Here is a 19174-nt window from a genome sequence, read left to right on the forward strand (position 1 = left end):
TTAAATAAATTATTATATAATTTGTTGAACCATTTGTCATTAATTATCTTTAGGGCGAACGCTTACCGTATAAAATAATAATGTGTTATGGAAATGCTGAAACAAAAGTTTAAAGCACAGGCTGATAAGCTGGGCGAGGAAATAAAACAAATACTGAAAGAACATGGTGATACCGTTATCGGTGAAATAAAACTGTCTCAGATATACCAGGGAATGCGGGGCATGATCGCATTGATTAGTGAAACTTCTTTACTAGATGCGCAGGATGGAATACGATTTAGAAGGCATACCATAGACGAATTAAGACAAAAACTTCCCAAAGCTAAGGAAGGCGGGGAGCCATTACCCGAAGCCTTATTTTATCTGATGCTGGTAGGAGAAATTCCTACTAAGGAGGAAGTGGATACGCTGAGTGCTATTTTGCAGCGCCGTAGTCACGTGCCTATGTATGTTTATGAAACCATGAAAGCATTGCCTACCGAGACGCATCCCATGACCATGTTTGTGGTAGGTATTATGGCTTTGCAGGCCGAGAGTGTATTTGCAAAAAGATATGCAGCCGGCATGAGTAAAAAGGATTACTGGGAAGCCACTTTTGAAGACACGTTAGACTTGATTGCTCGCATCCCGCATATTGCTGCTTATGTATATCGTAGAAAATACAAGGAAGGTAAAATATTACATCCCGATGGCTTATTAGATTGGGCTGGAAACTTTGCCCACATGCTAGGATACGATGATGAAGAGTTCAAAGAATTAATGCGCCTATACATGGTTATCCATGCCGATCATGAAGGCGGAAATGTTTCAGCACACACTACACACCTCGTAGGATCTGCCCTCAGCGATCCTTACCTCAGCTATGCTGCCGGTATGAATGGTTTGGCAGGGCCGTTACATGGCCTAGCTAATCAGGAAGTGATAAAATGGATTTTTGAGATGCAGCGAGAGTTGAAAACCGAATCGCCCACATCAGAACAAATCAAACAATACGTAGAAAAAACCCTTGCCGAGGGTAAGGTCGTACCGGGTTATGGCCATGCTGTACTTAGAAAAACCGATCCTCGCTTCATTGCTCAGATGGAGTTTGGTAAAAAGCACATGCCTGATGATCCGCTGGTAAATACGGTATGGCGTATTTATGAAACCGTGCCGCCCATCCTACAATCATTAGGTAAAGTAAAAAATCCATGGCCAAATGTAGATGCACATAGTGGTGCTCTTTTAGTGCATTATGGATTGGTAGAGTATGAATACTATACTGTGCTCTTTGCTGTAAGCCGTGCCTTGGGCGTACTATCCAGCCTATGTTGGGATAGAGCGCTGGGTATGCCTATCGAACGACCCAAGTCGGTTACTACAGCAGCGGTGAAGCGTTGGCTAAACAAAGAAGTAGAAAATCTAGGTGATTAAAAGTTTTTAAGAGGCTTTTAAGATATTTTGTATCAAATATTTACATAAAAGTTTTTTTGGTACGATTTTTAGACTTCATTATAGAAAACTATTACTTCATTCTAAAATGAACTATTATGAAAAACAGGGATAAAATTTTGCTGGGCATCGTAGGGGCTGCACTTGCCGGGGTAGCCATTGGTTTATTATATTATACCGAAGAAGGCAAAAAGGCTAGGAGAAAAATTAAAAATACCGCGTCAGAATGGGCTGATTCTCTAGGTAGCCTGTATGAGTCGGGCAAAGAAAGTCTTGCAGACTTGTCCCAAAAAGCCATCACTAAGGCAAAATCTGGTCTTAATAAAGCTAAGGAGAAAGCCGGAGAGTTTACAGGCCAAGCAGATGAATTTGCAAATAAACTGGGCTAATTAAATAGCTCGGAAAGGTTGTCAGTAGCATCAATCATGGCAAATGGGCTTATGATCTGTTGTACGGACAGCCTTTTTTGTTTAATGATCTATAAAAACCAGTCCTATGTTTGAAATAAAAGATAAGGTAGAAGACATTGCCAGCAATGTAGAGGAAATAGCCAAAACTTACTATCGGCTTTCCGTTATACGAATTGCAGATAAAGGGAGTAGCTTGGCTGCCTCACTGCTGATTACATTTTTCGTAGCTGCTTTATTATTTTTCGCAATGTTTTTTGTATGCATGGGTGTAAGTTGGTGGATAGGACAAAAATTAGGTAATCCAACACTAGGATTTTTTATAGTAGCCGGAGGGCTTTTTGTATTGCTACTGCTTGTATTATTGTTGACGAAAAAATTGCTGCACCCATTTATCAGAAACGTCATAATAAAAGCTATTTATGGGTAAACCAGATATTAATAATTATGAAGAGTTGTTGCAGGAAAAGGAACGATTAAAAGTCCGCCTGCAAATGAGCAAAGCTAAAATTGGAGCCTCTTTTAATGCGTTAAAAGATGAGTTGAATCCGTTTGCTGCCATTGGGGGTATTGCCCGCAACACTTTGAAGGGAAATACCACTAATCCGCTTGTGAAATTCGGTATTAAAAGATCGGTGGAATTTTTTATAGGCAAAGTATTGTTGAAACGTGCCGGATGGTTACCTAGACTGGTAGTGCCTTTTGTAGTGCGAGAAGCTACCACAAGAATGGTTGGCCGCAAAATAGATAAGAAATTGGCCGCTCTGTTAAGAAAAGCCGCCGCCTCTATTCGTGAGACAGAAATTCCATCTTCCATAACAAAAAAATAGAGAGCTGCTGAATTTTTTTGTTGGATAAATTGTTCGATTCCTTTAATTTCGCTCACCGTTTAAAGAGACGGCTTTAGCTCTTTATGGGGGATTAGCTCAGCTGGCTAGAGCGCTTGCATGGCATGCAAGAGGTCGTCGGTTCGACTCCGATATCCTCCACATTTCATAGATGAAACAGGTGAATGAATTGTAAGTCTCAGTTCCTTCACCTGTTTTTTTTATGGATAAATTTTTTGTATTGACCTAAATAAAAGTTGGATAGGAGTGAAATGCATGGAAAGAGAAGAGATATAAAATAAAAGCCGCTTATCGAAGCGGCTTGGAAAATTTTGTGATCCGGATTGGATTCGAACCAATGACCTACTGCTTAGAAGGCAGTTGCTCTATCCAGCTGAGCTACCGGACCAACCGAATGAATAACTCTTTAGTTTCATTCGTTACTTTCCATAAATGGAAAGTGTTACAGAGGCGCAAATATAGAGAATTTGAAACTATTTCAAATATTTGTGCATCTCTTTTTGATAATTTATTGCCTTATTTCGGGCGGCAACAGCAAAATTTTCTTCAGATCCGGCATAAATAATATCTCTACTTACATTTACCAGTAGTCCACAGCTTGCATTCATAGCTTTCTCAGAAATCTCCTGAAGGCTTCCGCCTTGTGCGCCTACACCGGGAACCAGCAAAAAATGATCAGGGATGAGTTTTCTGATATTGATAAAGGAATCGGATTGTGTGGCACCTACTACAAACATCAAATTTTCGGGCGTACCCCATTGCGAAACGGTTTTCAATACTTTTTCGTATAGGAGTTCATCTCCGCAAGACTGCAGTTCAAAATCGGCTGCACCTTTATTAGAGGTTAACCCTAATACTATAGCCCATTTCCCTTCGTATTTCAGAAAGGGCTGTACACTGTCGCTTCCCATGTAAGGAGCTACAGTAACCGCATCGAAAGGTAGATTTTCAAAAAAAGCTTTCGCATACTGATCGGATGTATTACCAATGTCGCCGCGTTTGGCATCGGCAATTTTAAAATGTTCATTACCGATATAATGCACCGTTTTTTCCAGCGCTTGCCAACCCCTTACTCCATATGCTTCATAAAATGCAGTGTTGATTTTATACGATACACACAAATCGCGTGTAGCATCGATAATGGCTTTATTAAATTCAAATATTGCGTCGGGATGATTTCTTAAATGAGCAGGAATTTTATTGATATCCGTATCTAATCCTACACACAAATAAGATCTTTTTGTTTGAATCTGCTGAAGAAGTTCGTTTCTTGTCATTATTAAAATTCGTTTTTGAATTGCGAATATCAGCATTCCGGATGGCTTATGGGAACGTTTACGGCAAGCCCTCCGTCAGCTGTTTCCTTGTATTTAAAGTTCATGTCTTTTGCGGTCTCCCACATGGTTTTGATAACATCATCCAGCGATACACGTGCAAAGTCGGGAGTGCTTTGCAAGGCCAGCTGACTGGCGGTAATGGCTTTTATTGCTCCCATGGTATTGCGCTCAATACAGGGGACCTGTACCAAACCACGTACAGGATCGCAGGTCATTCCTAGATGATGTTCCATCGCAATTTCCGCAGCCATTAAAGCCTGTTTTTGGGTGCCACCCAATGCTTCGGTAAGCGCGGCTGCAGCCATGGATGAGGATACGCCTATCTCGGCCTGGCAACCTCCCATAGCGGCAGAAATGGTAGCTTCCTTTTTAAAGATACTTCCGATTTCCGCAGCAGTCATCAGAAAGTGCATAACCTTATCTTCTTCCGGAATTGTATTGTCCTGATGGCAGAAGATAATGTAATAGTGTAAAACAGCAGGGATGACGCCGGCTGATCCATTGGTAGGAGCAGTGACTACGCGGCCAAAGGAAGCATTTTCCTCATTTACGGCAAGTGCAAAACAACTTACCCAGTCCAGTGTGTATTGAAAATGATTGCCACCTTTGCGAATATTTTGTACCCATTCATCGTAATTGTTATACACGGCTCCCTGAAGCAATCTCTTATTTAGGTCGGCAGCCCGTCTACGCACATTCAAGCCTCCCGGCAACACGCCGCTAGTATGGCATCCGCGGTAGACACAGTCCTTCATTACCTGCCATATTTTAAGAATGTCTGTACGAATAGTTTCTTCAGTGCGCCATGCTTGCTCGTTTTCATAAACGATTTCATGAATGGCTAGTCCGGTTTTGATGCACCACTTCAAAAGGTCTTCTGCATCATTAATAGGGAAAGGAGGTGTAGTTTTTTTAGCGGAAATTACTTCTCCTTCCTTTTTGACGAAGCCGCCTCCGATGGAGTAATAGGTTTCGGTTATGGTGTTCCCATTTTCAAGTGTGGCAGTAAAACGCAATCCATTGGAATGATACGGCAGTGTCTCCTGATACAAGAAAACAATATCTTCCGTTGGATTAAATTGTATGCGGTGCGTTCCGTGTAATATCAATTGCTTTTGATCGGCGATATGTTGAATGGTAGCAGTGATTTGTGCTACATCAAAAGTTACCGGGTCAAATCCTGAAAGCCCCAGTTGTACAGCAATATCTGTTCCGTGACCAATAGCTGTTTTAGCCAGCGAGCCATATAAGAAAATCTGTACACGTAGCACCTGCTGCAGCGGAGCCTGTAATTCTAATTCTTCCACAAACCTTTCAGCTGCACGCCAAGGACCCAGTGTGTGAGAACTAGACGGTCCTACGCCAATCTTCAACATGTCGAATACCGATATAGGCTCGTAATGCATAAGTGTGGTTTCTGCGGCAAATTTAAGCGAAAGCCCTGCAGTTCTTAAGCTTTAAAATAAAAAAGCCCGAAATTCATCGGGCTTTAAAAACAAATGTAATGCAGTCCTATATTTATTCCACTTCTAATAGCTCGATCGAGAAGTATAAAGGTTTGTTATGAAAGGCCGGATAGTAAGGATGGCAATCATAGGCCAGAGAAGAGGGGATAATCACTTTCATTTTCCCTCCTTCTTTGAGTAAAGGCACAATGGTTGTCCAGCCAGGGATTACTTGTGAAAGATTGAAAGACACACCGTCAGTACTTTCATCAAACTTTTGGCCATTTAAAAATCTTCCTTCATACTTCGCTTTTACAGTGCTTGAACTGGTAGGCTGCGCTCCAGTTCCGGGTTCAATAATTTCATAAAGAATACCGGATTCATGCTGTTGGTAGTTGATGGAATTGTCCTCGGCATATTTTTTCATGGCCGGTAATTCTTCTTCCACCGATTTTGAAACACAGGGTTTCTCCTTTTTAGAACAGCTTCCGATAATGGCCGCAGTTAGGACCAATAACATTAAATATCTTCTCATATTCTTATGGGGTTACTGTTCCTTGGTCTACACCTGTTAAAGTAAAATCATAAATCAATTGTGCATGTGCTGGAAGAGTGTTACCGTTTTGCAGTTTTTGGTCTCTACAATCGGCACCTATGCGGGAAGGAACAATAACCTTCATTACGCCTCCTTTTCCTACTCTCTTGAGGAAGTAATATTCAAGTGTAGGGGTGGAGTTTGTGGACTTAAAGTCGGCAGGGGTGAGTTTGCCTCCTGTTTGAGGATTTAAATACAAGCTATCTGATGTAAATATTGTAGATCCATTCATCAGTTTTATAGTGTATTTAAAAGCTATCTTGGCATCGTCACTAGGAATTTGTCCATCGCCCATACTCACTATGCCGGTGTACATGTTAAAGTCAGTGTTGAAAGACATATAATGCAGCTCTTGGACATCGATGAATGAATCGATAATATGTCTATCTTGTTCTAGTGTGTAAGGCGTACATGGAGGTACATCATTACTTTTAAAGCAGGCGGCAAGAGTTATCGCCGACATGATTGCAATCGCAGGTGTCCAAATCGCTTTTTTCATCAAAATGTTTTTTTAAATGATTAAAGGTTTATTTTTCTATTTATTAATTCTTGATAATAAGCTTCGTTACGATCCCATTTATGGGAAGACGAGAATATCACGGTAAATGCAACAATTATTATTCCAGCAATTAATAAAATTACTAATAAAGAAGGATCGGCATTGGCCACCATGCTAGCCCGTTTATACCATCCGCTGAAAAAGTTTAGTAAAATGGCTACAAACAGAATAAGTCCTGAAGGGAGCCCCCATAGCATTGTTTTCAATAACTTCTTCTTTTTCAGTCGATTCTGTTCCCAGTATTTGATAAACTGTTCTTCTTCTTTCGTATATATGGTTTTCGAGTCCATGTAAGTTCAAAGTTATAAACTTATTTGATTGAATATTTTAAATAAAATATCTTCATATTTAATATATATGCTTCTGCATTATCTGATTTTGGCATCACGCAAAAAATCTATTATATTGCGATATCGTCATTATCAATTATTTAAGAGATAAGTCGAGCCCTTTGCCAATGTTAACGGTAGAATATTCCGTATTTCTGCCGTTTTCAAATAGTCTGTAGGTGTAATAGGGCATGATAATATGAGGTAATGTTATTACTTACAGCTCTTCATCTGTTAATCGAAAACCGTCCAAGAGGAAAAATTCTAAGTGGACATAAATAATTATAAGGATGAGACTTGCTCCGTTGCTAATTAAGTACTTAACCGAGAATAAAACTTTGCGCTTGCCCGGTTTGGGAATTTTCCATGCTGATAGTACCTATGATCCTGATGTCGATTATAGCAAGAAAGGCACTTCTTTGCTAAATATTAGTTTTGAACAGGCAACCGTTACTGCTTTTGATAGCGAGCTAATCGATTTTATTTCTCAGCAAACAGGTAAAATGCGCGTTTTGGCTGAATCGGATTTAGCTTCAGAGTTGGATGCTATTATTACTTTTCTGAATACAGGTAAGCCTTATTATATAGAAGGTATCGGGACAATCACCAAACGACTCGATGGAACTTTTGAATTCCATCAGGCAAAACATCAACATAATGAGAGGAAAAAAAATATCCCTATTACCGAGCGCCATTATATTCCGCAGGCATACATTGACGAGACAAGAAAACCCAGAAATAAAAAACCAGCTATAGTTATTGTCATATTGTGTCTATTAGCGGTAGCTGCTACGGTATGGTTTTATCTAAAATCAACTGAAGAAAGCCGCAGTAATTTGGAAGAAGCATCTTTTAATGGAAAGAATACTGGGGATGAGGTAGTGACGATTCTGCCATCACAGGATTCGCTCGTACAATCTTCAACACCTGCTGTTGCAACTTCGCAAGGGTACAGATTTATCTTGGAAGTTGCACAAGAGCCACGCGCATCTAAGCGATACAATCAATTGAAGAGTCTTAATTGGCCGGTCAATATTGAAACAAAAGATTCGGTGAATTATAAATTGTATATAGAGTACCAGGATACCCATATTGATACTACACGAATTAAAGATTCGCTCAGTGTATTATCTGGAAAGAAAGTGTGGATTGAATAATTTTCTATGTTGTTTCAATAGTGCTGCTCTTTGAGAGTAGTATCTAATAAAATAGTGCTATTCATAACTGGAGTATACAAAAAGAGGCTTCCTCGGTGTAGGAAGCCTCTGGCATTATATGCTGTTTTCAACATTGTCAGAATTTATTCTCGATATACAATCCCGGCACTTTTGGCCTTGGTTCTATTTGTTTCAACTCTACCAGTTTGTCTCCCACAACAGAGCGTCCTATAGTAGCGTTTGAGGAAAGGGTAGTGGGGTAGCTTCCATTTATAATATAGCTCAGTGCATTATATAAACAGGGCTCATATGTATCTCCCCAATCGTACTGCACGCCATCGGGTGACACTTTGTTGGGTGCGAAGCCTGTGTGTGGCACCGCTGCTCCCTCAGAGTTTACAGTGCGAAATGATACCGGATATAGCGCAACCTTTTCTAATAAATTTACCGGAAAGAAGCCTACAGACTTGCCTCGGGTACTATCTCCTATAAGCTGCACATCCATCACGGGTTTCAGATTATTAATCAGTAACTCACTTGCTGAAGCTGAATTGTTAGAGACGATAAAGAATACTCTATTTAAGTTAATGCTTCCCACTTTTCGAAACGGAAGCTTATTGGCCTCTTTGGAGAAATAGCCTCGGTCTAACTGGACCCAAGGAAATTTGGCTTTGTTTCGTAGTAGAATAAACCTATCTTCTTGTAGTAATGAGTTGAACTCATAGTAATACATGGTTTTGCCATTGGCACTGTAGGGTGCAATAAGATTGGCAAGCAAATCTTGTGTAGCGGTAGACCCACCCAGATTATTGCGCAGATCCACCACCAGTTCGTCGATACCTTGATTTTGGAAAAAATCAAATACGTTTACCAGTTCTATTCGTGATACTTCATTAAAAAATTGATTGAATACAAAGTATCCTATCCTTTTACCAGAAGTGTGAGTGTATATACGCGCAAATAATACAGAATTAGCCTGGAATGTGGTTTTGTTAACTGTAAATGTCGTATCGGGTAGCCCGAGTCTACCAAAAGTGATTTCGGCTGTAGTGGCACTGCCAAAAAGCAAATCATTCAGCTTTGCTACACTCGCGTTATCATAACCTAAGGTTACGCCGTTTAGCTTTTCGATATACCATCCTCTTCTAACACCTTTTTGGCCTGCATCGGATGCTGCATAAACGTAAGTGATAAACCATTTAATATCGTTAGCATTGGCATATCCAGCCTTGACAAAGAACCCCCAGTCCTCTCCATTGCCGGTTTGTCCCTGCTCAGAATCTTCTATGGTAGTAGCGTAGCTGAAAAGGTCGCTTACCTCTCGAGCTTTGATAGCGTCCATCACGTTTTGCGCTGTCTTAAGTTCATCAGCACCTAAAAACTTTCGTGGATTAAACGTATTGTATTCTCCCAGTTTATCATTCCATAAATAAATTTCTCTAGCATACAAGAAGGTGGAATCGGCAATCAACTCTCTGTCTGAATTTGCGGGAGGGGTTTTATATACCTGGTATGTATTGGATACGGTGTCTTTTTTACAGGCAGTAAATAAGGTGATCAGGGTTAGGACAAAGAGCAAATTTTTCATACTAGGGATGTTTTTTCACGAAAAAATGAATTGCTTTTATTTTTGTTCTTATATTCATAAAAATCTTATACAAATATTGCTATTTTGTTGCATATTCAGAAATTAATCTATACCGGCATTTATTGAATTTGCTTTACTTTTCGCCCATTTTAATAGAAGATTTATGTCAAAAAATAATCTCAGAAAAGAATTAGCCCTAGAATACCACGCTAACGGAAGGCCGGGAAAAATAGAAGTAATCCCTACCAAGAAAGCCAAGACACAGAGAGATTTATCACTCGCCTATTCTCCAGGAGTAGCGATACCCTGTCTGGAGATTGCCGCGGATAAGGAAAATGTATATAAATACACTGCGAAAGGAAACCTTGTGGCTGTTATCAGCAATGGTACAGCTGTATTAGGGTTAGGCGATATCGGCCCCGAAGCCGGAAAACCAGTAATGGAAGGCAAGGGGGTGCTGTTTAAAATTTTTGCCGATATCGATGTATTCGATATTGAAATTAATGAAAAGGACCCTGAAAAATTTGTTGAAATCGTTCAGGCTCTTGAACCCACCTTCGGAGGTATCAATCTTGAAGATATTAAAGCGCCGGGATGTTTTTACATAGAGCGTGAGCTGAAGAAACGCTTGAAAATTCCGGTGATGCATGATGATCAGCATGGTACAGCTATTATTAGTGCCGCTGCTTTGCTCAATGCACTAGAACTGCAGAAGAAAAAAATCGAGAAGGTAAAGTTTGTAGTAAATGGTGCCGGTGCTGCGGCCATGGCCTGTGTGCTACTGTATCAGCAAATGGGAGCCAAGCCTGAGAACTTTATAATGTTCGATAGTAAGGGTGCTTTGCATAAAGGGCGCACAGACTTGGACGAAATCAAAGCACCGTTTGCTACCGCTAAAAAAGATATTTCGCTGGCCGAAGCCATGAAAGGGGCTGATGTGTTTATAGGACTAAGCACCGGTAATGTGCTAACCAAGGCTATGGTAAAAAGCATGGCAAAAAATCCTATCGTGTTTGCTATGGCAAATCCCGATCCCGAAATATCCTGGGAGGATGCAACCACTGCTCGCAAGGATGTGATTATGGCTACCGGGCGCAGCGATTATCCCAATCAGGTAAATAATGTATTGGGCTTCCCTTATATCTTCAGAGGAGCATTAGACGTAAGAGCTACACAAATAAATACCGAAATGCAACTAGCTGCTGTAAAAGCGCTAGCTGAACTGGCTAAAACACCTGTTCCTGATATCGTAAACCTAGCTTATAATCAGAAAAACCTGCATTTCGGTCCGGACTATATCATTCCCAAACCTCTTGATCCCCGACTGTTATCGACCGTAGCACCTGCAGTAGCCAAGGCCGCCATAAAAAGTGGAGTGGCTAGAAAAACGATCGAAAATTGGGATCAGTATGCACAAGAACTCAACAAGCGTCTGGGACTCGATAATCATGTATTGCGTGTACTGGGTGCTAAAGCCCGTAGCAATCCCAAACGTATTGTATTTGCGGAAGGAGAGAACCTGAATATCCTAAAAGCAGCACAGATTGTATTGGATGAAGGAATAGGCTATCCCACTTTATTAGGAAATAAAAAACAGATTGAACAGATCGCTATTGAGAATAAGATTGACTTATCAGGTATTCCCATTATTGACCCGCGCAGTGAAGAAGTGGCTGCCCGCAGAGCAGAGTATGTAAAAATATTCTATGAAAAAAGAGCACGTAAAGGCTATACCTTTAACGAAGCTGCTAAGCTAATGCAAGACCGCAACCATTTCGGTTGTATGATGGTGGAGATGTGCGATGCGGATTGTATGATATCCGGACAAACCAAAAGATACTCCGACGCTATCCGTCCTGCATTGCAGATTATCGGTACAGAGGAGGGGGTAAAGAAGGTAGCAGGAATGTATCTGATTATGACGGCTCGCGGTCCTCTGTTTCTAGCCGATACTACTGTTAATATTAATCCTACAGCAGAAGAGCTGGCAGAAATAGTATTACTTACTGCCCGAGAAGTGGCAGCGTTTAATATCACACCGCGCATTGCCATGCTCAGTTACTCCAATTTCGGAAGTAGCAATACTCCGGAAGCCAAATTAGTAGCTGAAGCCAGAAGATTGGTGAAGGAAAAATACCCCTCGCTGGTAGTAGATGGTGAGATGCAGGCCAATGTGGCATTAAATAACGAACTGTTAAAAGAAATGTATCCATTCAGCGAATTGGTTGGAAAAGAGGTAAACACGTTAATCTTCCCTAACTTAGCGTCCGGCAATATCGCCTATAATATTCTAAAGGCGATTAGTTCTACCGATGCTATCGGACCCATTCTGCTGGGGCTGAAGAAGCCTGTGCATCTGTTGCAATTGGGCAGTACCGTAAACAGTATCGTAAATATGGCTCTGATTGCTGTTATCGATGCGCAGCTGAAATGTGAGTCCAAGCAATCCGGAAAGAAGAAAAAAGCCAAATAGGTATATTCGATTAACTACAAAATACATTTTATAGTTGAGGATATTAAAGGAATTCGGACAGTATCTCGGTATGTTTCGCGGCATGTTTCGTATGCCCGAGAATAAAGCCATGTATTGGAAGCAGTTCATGCTTCAGTGTAATGATATAGGGGTGGGGTCATTGGGAATCATCAGCATCATATCCGTATTCATCGGCGCTGTATCCACCGTACAGACAGCCTATCAGCTGGTATCGCCCATTATACCAAAATCTACTATTGCTCAGGTAGTAAGAGATACTGTGATACTGGAATTCGCTCCTACGTTGAGCTGCATTGTACTTGCCGGTGTAGTGGGTAGTAAAATTGCCAGTGAGTTGGGAAATATGCGGGTAACAGAGCAGATTGATGCGTTGGAGATTATGGGTATTAATACTAAAGCTTATCTAATACTACCCAAAATTTTGGCCGGAGTCCTCACGATCCCATTGCTGATTGTAATTGCTATGATACTGGGAATATGGGGTGGGCGTTTGGCCGGTTCTATGGCAGGTATTATAGACCCCGCCATTTATGATAACGGTTTGCGGATGGATTTTAACGGCTACAATGTGTTTTTCTCACTTACTAAAAGTTTCGTTTTTGCTTTTATTATTACCAGCGTACCGTCGTTTTACGGGTATAATGTAAGAGGCGGTGCTTTGGAAATAGGGCACTCCAGTACCCGTGCCGTTGTGGTATCCTGCGTATTGTTACTGCTGGCAGACTACGTTTTATCAGCTTTATTGTTATAAGTTATTGCATCTTCAAATACAGTCCGATGATCGAAATAAAAAATCTTAAGAAGAGTTTTGGGGATAAGGTAGTACTGAAAGATGTCAGTGCTGTAATGGAACCCGGAAAATGTAATCTGATAATCGGATCGAGTGGGAGCGGTAAGACGGTGCTGATGAAATGTATTGTGGGATTGATGCAACCTACAGAAGGAGAGGTATTATACGACGGTAAAAACTACCTAACTATGTCTCTCGAAGAGAAGAAAGCTATCCGTAAAGAAATCGGCATGTTGTTTCAAGGATCAGCTTTATTTGATAGCCAGACAGTGGAGCAAAATGTCATTTTCCCGTTGGATATGTTTACCAACGATAAATATTCCGTTAAGAGGGCGCGCGTAAAGGAAGTATTAGATAGGGTAAATCTGGCGGAAGATGCCTATAAAAAATTCCCCTCGGAAATAAGCGGAGGTATGCAGAAACGTGTAGCACTCGCTAGAGCTATTGTACTGAATCCAAAATATCTTTTCTGCGATGAGCCTAACTCAGGTCTGGATCCCCAAACTTCAATTGTTATTGATAAGCTGATACAGGAGATCACTCAGGAATATAATACCACCACCATTATGAATACCCATGACATGAATAGTGTGATGGAAATAGGAGATCATATCGTGTATATGCATAAAGGGGAGAAAGAGTGGGAGGGAACCAATAAGGAAATTATTTATAGTGATAACGAGAAATTGAATGAGTTTATTTTTGCGTCGGAGTTTTTGCGTGATGCTAAAAATATGCGTACCATCCAGGAAACCGGTACCATACCTAAGGATGTAAGTGATGATGTAAAGGAAGCTTTGGAAGAAAAATTTAAGACAGATATGGATGGAGATGGTAAAATAGGATAAAAACTAGTATTCAAAACATTCGTTTTTACTCATAAAATATTAAAAAATACCCGGATAGCGTTTTGCTTTCCTTACTTTTGTAACCAATCAGAAAAAATATACAATGGCAGTTTTAGTAAATAAAGATTCAAAAGTTTTGGTGCAGGGTTTCACCGGTACAGAAGGCACGTTTCACGCAACGCAAATGATTGAATATGGTACCAATGTGGTGGGTGGTGTCACTCCTGGTAAAGGAGGAACTACTCATTTAGACCGTCCGGTGTTTAATACAGTAGCAGAATGTGTAAAAGCTACAGGTGCAAATGTTAGCATCATCTTTGTACCACCGGCTTTTGCTGCGGATGCCATTATGGAAGCTGCTGATGCAGGTGTAGAGCTGGTAGTATGTATAACAGAAGGCATTCCTGTACAGGATATGGTAAAAGTGAAAAACTATCTACAGGGTACTTCAACCAGATTAGTGGGACCTAACTGTCCGGGTGTTATAACAGCTGGCGAATGTAAAGTGGGTATTATGCCCGGTTTCGTTTTTGTGCCAGGACGCATCGGAATTGTGAGTAAATCTGGTACGCTTACCTATGAAGCGGCAGATCAGGTTGCTAAAGCTGGATTAGGTATCAGCACTGCAATTGGTATCGGTGGGGATCCTATTATTGGTACTCCCACTAAAGAAGCTGTAGAGTTATTAATGAATGATCCCGAAACTGATGCTATCGTAATGATTGGCGAAATCGGTGGCGGAATGGAAGCTGAAGCAGCTAGATGGATTAAAGAAACCGGGAATAAAAAACCTGTGGTGGGTTTCATCGCCGGACAAACGGCTCCTCCCGGACGTAGAATGGGGCATGCCGGTGCTATTGTAGGGGGGGCCGATGATACTGCTGCTGCAAAAATGAAAATTATGGCTGAATGTGGTATTCATGTAGTGAGTAGTCCAGCAGATATCGGAAAAACCATTGCTGAAGTTTTAAAGAAATAATGAAATAATCCTCACAATACAGGTATCATATTTTTATCAATAGGCTGTCCTCAAGACAGCCTTTGTTTTTTGTATATGTAAAGAAAAAGGTTCATCTCCAATCTTATTATTATCCCTTATTTAATTAATACATCTTACTTGTAGTGAGCAATTTATCGAATTAAGTTTTTTTTATGACATTGACGCAACGCTTTTGGCATGTTTTTTTATCTATATACCCGTAATCGTGTTTAGGTAATTCAAAAATTGATTGTATGAGTATGTATAAGTGTAAATTATTGTCATTGTTTTTGGTAGTGGCTATTGTGATGGCCGCATGTACTAGTCGTAAAAAAGATCAGAATGCTGAACAGCAGGTTCAAGTGGAAGATACACTAGGACTGGCGGAATATCAACGATGGAAAATGGAAAATGAATTTCGTGCAGAAATAGAAGATGAACAGAATGCTAATGCTGCGGCGTTACAGAATAGCAGCTCTACTTCAAAAAGTAAAAGTACTAGTTCTCGTAGCAACTCCACCTATAATAGCAGCGGCACTAGCAGTAGTGGAAGCAGTGCTCCTACTTATTCAGATGCCTCAGGTTCCGAAGCGTCTTCAGGAACTGCTACTGCTCCACAGCAACAGAAAAAAGGTATGAGCCATACTGCTAAAGGGGCCATAGTAGGGGCAGCATCCGGAGCTGTAATAGGTGCTATAGCGAATAAAAAAGACCGTGTGGGTGGAGGTGTAGTAGGTGGCGTAGTAGGTGCAGCCACTGGAGCCGGAGTAGGGGTGATTGTGGATAAAAAGGAAAAGAAAAAAAATCAATAAAATAAACAACATTTCCGATAAGTAAAGAGCGGGTTTACCGCTCTTATTTTTTAAATTTATATTATAAAAATTATTAAATAACTAAACCTTAAAAACATGAAACAAGTTCTAGCATTATTATTTGTTGCGGGTATGATTACAGCCTGTAATGATTCCGCAAACAATACAACTGAATCTAACGATACTGTTGTCATTGTGGAAGAAACTCCCGTAACTTTCAGTGAAGGAGATATTTCTAACAGAGATGGAAAAATTGTTGTTTATACCAATGGTGAATGGGTAGTTGTGGAGAAAGATATCACCTTGGACAATGGATGGGTGGTAAAACCTAATGGCGAAGTGGTAAATGCTGAGGGAGATCGTATAGTATTGGAAGAAGGACATCGCGTTTCTAAAGCCGGTGCTTTCTTTGATAAAGCAGGTGCCGCTGTTGAAAATGCTTGGGATGCTACCAAACAAGGTGTAAGCAATGCTGCTGAAGCCACCGGTGATGCCGTTAAAAAAGGCGCAGAAGCCACTAAAGATGGCTTGCACAAAGCTGCTGAGGCTACCAAAAGTGGAGTAGAAAAAGCTGCGGAAGCTACAAAAGAAAAAGCACAAGATGTGGGTCAGGCTATTAAGAAGGGAGCCGAGAAAGTAGGCGACAAGGCTAGAGAAATTAAAGAGGATCTGAAAAAATAATCCTCAGAGATAGTTATATATTCCTATGAGGTATGAATTTATATTCATGCCTCATTTTTGTTATATCATGGTGTGCTTATTTATTGCTTTGCTGAGAATTGGTTTAAGACAGTTTTTAATTCCTTCGCATTTAGATAACCGCTATAGCGCCATACAGGTTTGTACGCTTTATCTAACAATACAAGGGTGGGAAAGGATAGTACTCCGTTAATAACACCCAGTTTGATTGCGAGCTCATGAATGCCTGTTTGAATGCCTGTTGGTTGAAACGAAAATTTAGTGCCCGCAAATGCGATATCTCTTTTTTCTTCAGCATTGAATGGGAGGAAATAAAAATACTGATGCAGTATTTCTGAAACGGCTTTATTTTTTAAGCTTGTATATTGCAAGTGTTTACAATGATTGCACCAGTCGGTATAAATGAATATTAAAATAGGTTTTGGTTCTGTTTTTTGGAGGCTGTCTATGTCTTCAAATGTATAGGATTTTAATTGTGCCTTTAATACTATCGGCATCAAGAGGGCTATTATTACAATGAATGGAAGCAGCCTGTTCATATTTTCTTTTATAGTTTGAATCGAATTCCTACAAATACGCGCAAGCCCTGATTAGGGGCATATACATAAGTGGGGTCGAAGGTTAAGGCATAAGGATTGTCAGGTGTAGGGACTACTTTACCTTGTTCATCAAAAACTACATTTTTGTCAAAAGGGTCATTCGTTCTTGCAATGATAAATGGATTTCCTTTATTGGGAGTCCAGTTCAAGAAATTTTTGATTCCTGCATAAACTTCCCATTGGTGCCATCCGTTATAAGTAAACTGAATGTTTTGAATGCTCCACCAAGGAGATTCAGGTTTGCGAGGGTCTAATTCACTAAGCAAAGGCAAACGCATAGGGCTATAAACATTGCCAGTATAATCTATTGTAAGGAATAGGGGTTTGAGCTGGTAGGATATAGCCCATGTACCTGTAAAATTTTCAGTGAGCATTTGTCGTGTAGTAATGTTGTCTTCGGTAATCGTGTTAGACATAAGTGTGAGGCCTGTTATAAATTTTAACCCATTGCGTAGAGTGATATCGCTATTTAAGCTGGCACCTTTGCTTATTGCATGGCCGCTTAGATTATCGTATATAATTTTATTGGCATCGCTTTCATAATCCGGGATAATTTTATTAGTGAAGTAGGTATAAAATGCAGTGGCATCTAAACCAATAATACCTCCTGCAGGTAAATAGATTTTTTTACTATAGTTGAGATTGACATTGTAGGACCTCTCAGGCTTCAAATGATTGAGAATAACAACATCCCTCGCTCCAGTTAGTGCAGCATGATCTTCAGTGAAAAGGTTTACCACACGAAAACCAGTGCCTGCATTAAATCTTAGAGCATTATTGTCATTTATAGACCATTTGTAAGCCAGCCTTGGAGTGAAAATAGAACCATGTATATTATTATAATCATAGCGCAATCCCAGCAGCCATTTATGGTTAGGAGTCATATGAATTTCATCTTGTATAAATATACCCGGTAGCCACATTTTTTCAGGATTGTTAGTAGCGTCGTGATGCTTTGTTGCAGGTGTATTATCATCATAATAAGTGTAGCGAAGCGTAGCCCCCGCCAGCAAATCATGGCTTTTTAGTGTTTTATCCCAGGTTAATTGTCCGTATGCAATCTTTTGATTTGCAATATAGGAGGTAGTACCGTATCGGCTATCTTGATTATGGCTGATGAATGAGAATGCGAATAAAAGTTTTTCCTTTATTGGAAGCTCATAACTGCCCAGCAACTCTGCGCGGCTGGTATAAATGCTTTCCCCATAAATTTCGTCTCCTCCACGGAAGGATTTGTTCCATCGTATGTCGCCGCCCCAGCGGTCTTCATAAAGGTATCGGCCTGCTACACTTAGCAATCGGCTTTGTTTACGTGTAAAATTCCATTTTTGAAATACGGATATTCTGTTTTGGAGGGTGACGTCCGTAAAATTGTCTTGGTTTTTATCTATTCGGTTCTGATAGTTAAAATAATTGACTCCAGTCAGTATGGTGGCATTGGAACCCACATTGGTTTTAAAGCTTAGATCAGTATTGTATTCCCCCCAAGATGTTGCAAATACATCGGCAAATATATGAGGTGCATTGTGGGGCTTCTTTGTGATAATATTGATGAGTCCTCCCACTGCTTCACTTCCGTAGAGGGAAGAGGCCGGACCTTTAATAACTTCAATTCTTTCAACTAATGAACTAGGAATTCCCGATAGTCCATAAACCGTACCTAAAGCACTTACGATAGGCATGCCGTCTATCAATACCATGGTGTAGGGCCCCTCAAGCCCATTGATGTGAATGTCGCCGGTATTACAAATGTTACAATTGAGTTGAGGCCTTACTCCATTTACCAGCTGTAAGGCATCGAAAATACTGGGTGTTGGGTTTTTTTTGAAATAAGCAGCATGGTATACTTCTACTGCTACGGGGCTTTCTAACCGACTCACTGCTTTCATAGTGCCGGATATCACTACATCTTGTAAAGTGGTGGTATCGCGCAAAGGCTCCAATTCTATGTTTAAAAAGAGGGGTTGTTGTGTTTCCAGATGGATTTCTTTTTCATATCTGCTATAATTCAGATGCGTGGCAATGAGTTTGTATCTCCCTGCCGGAATATTTTCAAGCTTGTAATAGCCGCTGCTGTCTGATACTGTTCCTATCGTCGTTTTATCAAGATGAATGTTGACCGAGGGCATCGGTATGCCATCTGCTGTTATTTTCCCTTTTAGGATAGTTGTTTGGGCTTGTAATGCCTGTGTTAAGGCCATAAATAGGATGCCATTAAATAAACTTTTGGAAAGCTTCATCAAAATATATTTATAGT

General features: G+C 40.4%; 19 protein-coding genes and 2 tRNA genes. 12 read left to right on the forward strand and 9 right to left on the reverse strand.

Annotated features, from left to right (window positions below):
- Positions 1–87: 87 nt before the first annotated feature.
- From V2H41_RS10690 to V2H41_RS10710, 5 genes are all read left to right on the forward strand, one after another.
- On the forward strand, positions 88–1413 hold the full coding sequence (locus V2H41_RS10690; RefSeq protein ID WP_330975146.1) for a citrate (Si)-synthase, eukaryotic: 1326 nt from the start codon (positions 88–90) through the stop codon (positions 1411–1413).
- Positions 1414–1529: 116 nt separating this feature from the next.
- On the forward strand, positions 1530–1820 hold the full coding sequence (locus tag V2H41_RS10695; protein WP_330975147.1) for a YtxH domain-containing protein: 291 nt from the start codon (positions 1530–1532) through the stop codon (positions 1818–1820).
- 106 nt (positions 1821–1926) lie between these two features.
- Positions 1927–2268 carry a phage holin family protein gene (locus V2H41_RS10700; protein WP_330975148.1) on the forward strand — a complete coding sequence of 114 codons (342 nt, stop codon included), beginning with the start codon at positions 1927–1929 and terminating at the stop codon, positions 2266–2268.
- The gene (locus tag V2H41_RS10705) at positions 2261–2668 is read left to right on the forward strand and encodes a hypothetical protein (protein WP_330975149.1); all 408 of its coding nucleotides are present in this window, start codon (positions 2261–2263) and stop codon (positions 2666–2668) included. The genes V2H41_RS10700 and V2H41_RS10705 overlap by 8 nt, the downstream gene beginning before the upstream one ends.
- A gap of 85 nt (positions 2669–2753) precedes the next feature.
- A tRNA-Ala gene (locus V2H41_RS10710) sits at positions 2754–2827 on the forward strand.
- A 173-nt stretch (positions 2828–3000) separates the two neighbouring features.
- On the opposite strand, the gene V2H41_RS10715 is transcribed toward V2H41_RS10710, so the two are convergent.
- From V2H41_RS10715 to V2H41_RS10740, 6 genes are all read right to left on the reverse strand, one after another.
- Positions 3001–3074: transfer RNA gene (locus tag V2H41_RS10715), tRNA-Arg, on the reverse strand.
- A gap of 85 nt (positions 3075–3159) precedes the next feature.
- Entirely contained in the window at positions 3160–3963 is an 804-nt protein-coding gene (pyrF, locus tag V2H41_RS10720; RefSeq protein WP_330975150.1) for an orotidine-5'-phosphate decarboxylase, read from the reverse strand.
- Positions 3964–3992: 29 nt separating this feature from the next.
- Positions 3993–5429, reverse strand: coding sequence for an L-serine ammonia-lyase (locus tag V2H41_RS10725; protein ID WP_330975151.1), 1437 nt, complete (start codon positions 5427–5429; stop codon positions 3993–3995).
- 112 nt (positions 5430–5541) lie between these two features.
- A complete protein-coding gene (locus V2H41_RS10730) occupies positions 5542–6003 on the reverse strand; it encodes an FKBP-type peptidyl-prolyl cis-trans isomerase (RefSeq protein ID WP_330975152.1) in 462 nt (153 codons plus the stop codon).
- Between the two features lie 4 nt (positions 6004–6007).
- Entirely contained in the window at positions 6008–6562 is a 555-nt protein-coding gene (locus tag V2H41_RS10735) for an FKBP-type peptidyl-prolyl cis-trans isomerase (RefSeq protein WP_330975153.1), read from the reverse strand.
- Positions 6563–6582: 20 nt separating this feature from the next.
- Entirely contained in the window at positions 6583–6912 is a 330-nt protein-coding gene (locus tag V2H41_RS10740) for a hypothetical protein (RefSeq protein ID WP_330975154.1), read from the reverse strand.
- A 329-nt stretch (positions 6913–7241) separates the two neighbouring features.
- Here V2H41_RS10740 and V2H41_RS10745 point away from each other — a divergent pair, with 329 nt between their 5' ends.
- Positions 7242–8108: a hypothetical protein gene (locus V2H41_RS10745; RefSeq protein WP_330975155.1), complete on the forward strand. Its 867-nt coding sequence runs from the start codon at positions 7242–7244 to the stop codon at positions 8106–8108.
- 136 nt (positions 8109–8244) lie between these two features.
- Here V2H41_RS10745 and V2H41_RS10750 read toward each other — a convergent pair whose 3' ends face one another.
- Positions 8245–9696 (reverse strand): S41 family peptidase, encoded by a 1452-nt coding sequence (locus tag V2H41_RS10750; protein ID WP_330975156.1) that lies wholly within the window; start codon positions 9694–9696, stop codon positions 8245–8247.
- Positions 9697–9859: 163 nt separating this feature from the next.
- Between V2H41_RS10750 and V2H41_RS10755 the strand changes: the two genes are divergently transcribed.
- The 6 genes from V2H41_RS10755 (at position 9860) to V2H41_RS10780 (ending at position 16300) form a co-directional block, all read left to right on the forward strand.
- On the forward strand, positions 9860–12169 hold the full coding sequence (locus V2H41_RS10755; RefSeq protein ID WP_330975157.1) for an NADP-dependent malic enzyme: 2310 nt from the start codon (positions 9860–9862) through the stop codon (positions 12167–12169).
- Positions 12170–12203: 34 nt separating this feature from the next.
- Positions 12204–12941: an MlaE family ABC transporter permease gene (locus tag V2H41_RS10760; RefSeq protein ID WP_330975158.1), complete on the forward strand. Its 738-nt coding sequence runs from the start codon at positions 12204–12206 to the stop codon at positions 12939–12941.
- A gap of 26 nt (positions 12942–12967) precedes the next feature.
- Entirely contained in the window at positions 12968–13828 is an 861-nt protein-coding gene (locus tag V2H41_RS10765; RefSeq protein ID WP_330975159.1) for an ABC transporter ATP-binding protein, read from the forward strand.
- 103 nt (positions 13829–13931) lie between these two features.
- Entirely contained in the window at positions 13932–14807 is an 876-nt protein-coding gene (gene sucD / locus V2H41_RS10770) for a succinate--CoA ligase subunit alpha (RefSeq protein WP_330975160.1), read from the forward strand.
- A gap of 254 nt (positions 14808–15061) precedes the next feature.
- Entirely contained in the window at positions 15062–15619 is a 558-nt protein-coding gene (locus V2H41_RS10775; protein WP_330975161.1) for a YMGG-like glycine zipper-containing protein, read from the forward strand.
- A gap of 96 nt (positions 15620–15715) precedes the next feature.
- Positions 15716–16300, forward strand: a complete 585-nt coding sequence (locus tag V2H41_RS10780) for a DUF6799 domain-containing protein (RefSeq protein WP_330975162.1) — start codon at positions 15716–15718, stop codon at positions 16298–16300.
- Between the two features lie 80 nt (positions 16301–16380).
- On the opposite strand, the gene V2H41_RS10785 is transcribed toward V2H41_RS10780, so the two are convergent.
- Positions 16381–16857 (reverse strand): thioredoxin family protein, encoded by a 477-nt coding sequence (locus tag V2H41_RS10785; RefSeq protein ID WP_330975163.1) that lies wholly within the window; start codon positions 16855–16857, stop codon positions 16381–16383.
- 8 nt (positions 16858–16865) lie between these two features.
- Entirely contained in the window at positions 16866–19157 is a 2292-nt protein-coding gene (locus tag V2H41_RS10790; protein WP_330975164.1) for a TonB-dependent receptor, read from the reverse strand.
- Positions 19158–19174: the final 17 nt, after the last annotated feature.

Origin of the sequence: Niabella digestorum, from assembly GCF_036409055.1 — a bacterium.
GTDB lineage: Bacteria > Bacteroidota > Bacteroidia > Chitinophagales > Chitinophagaceae > Niabella > Niabella composti.

Bases quoted from the DNA above. Each gene is read 5' to 3' on its own strand.
- V2H41_RS10690 (WP_330975146.1), top strand. From the start codon at position 88: ATGGAAATGCTGAAACAAAAGTTTAAAGCACAGGCTGATAAGCTGGGC.
- V2H41_RS10695 (WP_330975147.1), top strand. From the start codon at position 1,530: ATGAAAAACAGGGATAAAATTTTGCTGGGCATCGTAGGGGCTGCACTT.
- V2H41_RS10700 (WP_330975148.1), top strand. From the start codon at position 1,927: ATGTTTGAAATAAAAGATAAGGTAGAAGACATTGCCAGCAATGTAGAG.
- V2H41_RS10705 (WP_330975149.1), top strand. From the start codon at position 2,261: ATGGGTAAACCAGATATTAATAATTATGAAGAGTTGTTGCAGGAAAAG.
- pyrF (WP_330975150.1), bottom strand. From the start codon at position 3,963: ATGACAAGAAACGAACTTCTTCAGCAGATTCAAACAAAAAGATCTTAT.
- V2H41_RS10725 (WP_330975151.1), bottom strand. From the start codon at position 5,429: ATGCATTACGAGCCTATATCGGTATTCGACATGTTGAAGATTGGCGTA.
- V2H41_RS10730 (WP_330975152.1), bottom strand. From the start codon at position 6,003: ATGAGAAGATATTTAATGTTATTGGTCCTAACTGCGGCCATTATCGGA.
- V2H41_RS10735 (WP_330975153.1), bottom strand. From the start codon at position 6,562: ATGAAAAAAGCGATTTGGACACCTGCGATTGCAATCATGTCGGCGATA.
- V2H41_RS10740 (WP_330975154.1), bottom strand. From the start codon at position 6,912: ATGGACTCGAAAACCATATATACGAAAGAAGAAGAACAGTTTATCAAA.
- V2H41_RS10745 (WP_330975155.1), top strand. From the start codon at position 7,242: ATGAGACTTGCTCCGTTGCTAATTAAGTACTTAACCGAGAATAAAACT.
- V2H41_RS10750 (WP_330975156.1), bottom strand. From the start codon at position 9,696: ATGAAAAATTTGCTCTTTGTCCTAACCCTGATCACCTTATTTACTGCC.
- V2H41_RS10755 (WP_330975157.1), top strand. From the start codon at position 9,860: ATGTCAAAAAATAATCTCAGAAAAGAATTAGCCCTAGAATACCACGCT.
- V2H41_RS10765 (WP_330975159.1), top strand. From the start codon at position 12,968: ATGATCGAAATAAAAAATCTTAAGAAGAGTTTTGGGGATAAGGTAGTA.
- sucD (WP_330975160.1), top strand. From the start codon at position 13,932: ATGGCAGTTTTAGTAAATAAAGATTCAAAAGTTTTGGTGCAGGGTTTC.
- V2H41_RS10775 (WP_330975161.1), top strand. From the start codon at position 15,062: ATGAGTATGTATAAGTGTAAATTATTGTCATTGTTTTTGGTAGTGGCT.
- V2H41_RS10780 (WP_330975162.1), top strand. From the start codon at position 15,716: ATGAAACAAGTTCTAGCATTATTATTTGTTGCGGGTATGATTACAGCC.
- V2H41_RS10785 (WP_330975163.1), bottom strand. From the start codon at position 16,857: ATGAACAGGCTGCTTCCATTCATTGTAATAATAGCCCTCTTGATGCCG.
- V2H41_RS10790 (WP_330975164.1), bottom strand. From the start codon at position 19,157: ATGAAGCTTTCCAAAAGTTTATTTAATGGCATCCTATTTATGGCCTTA.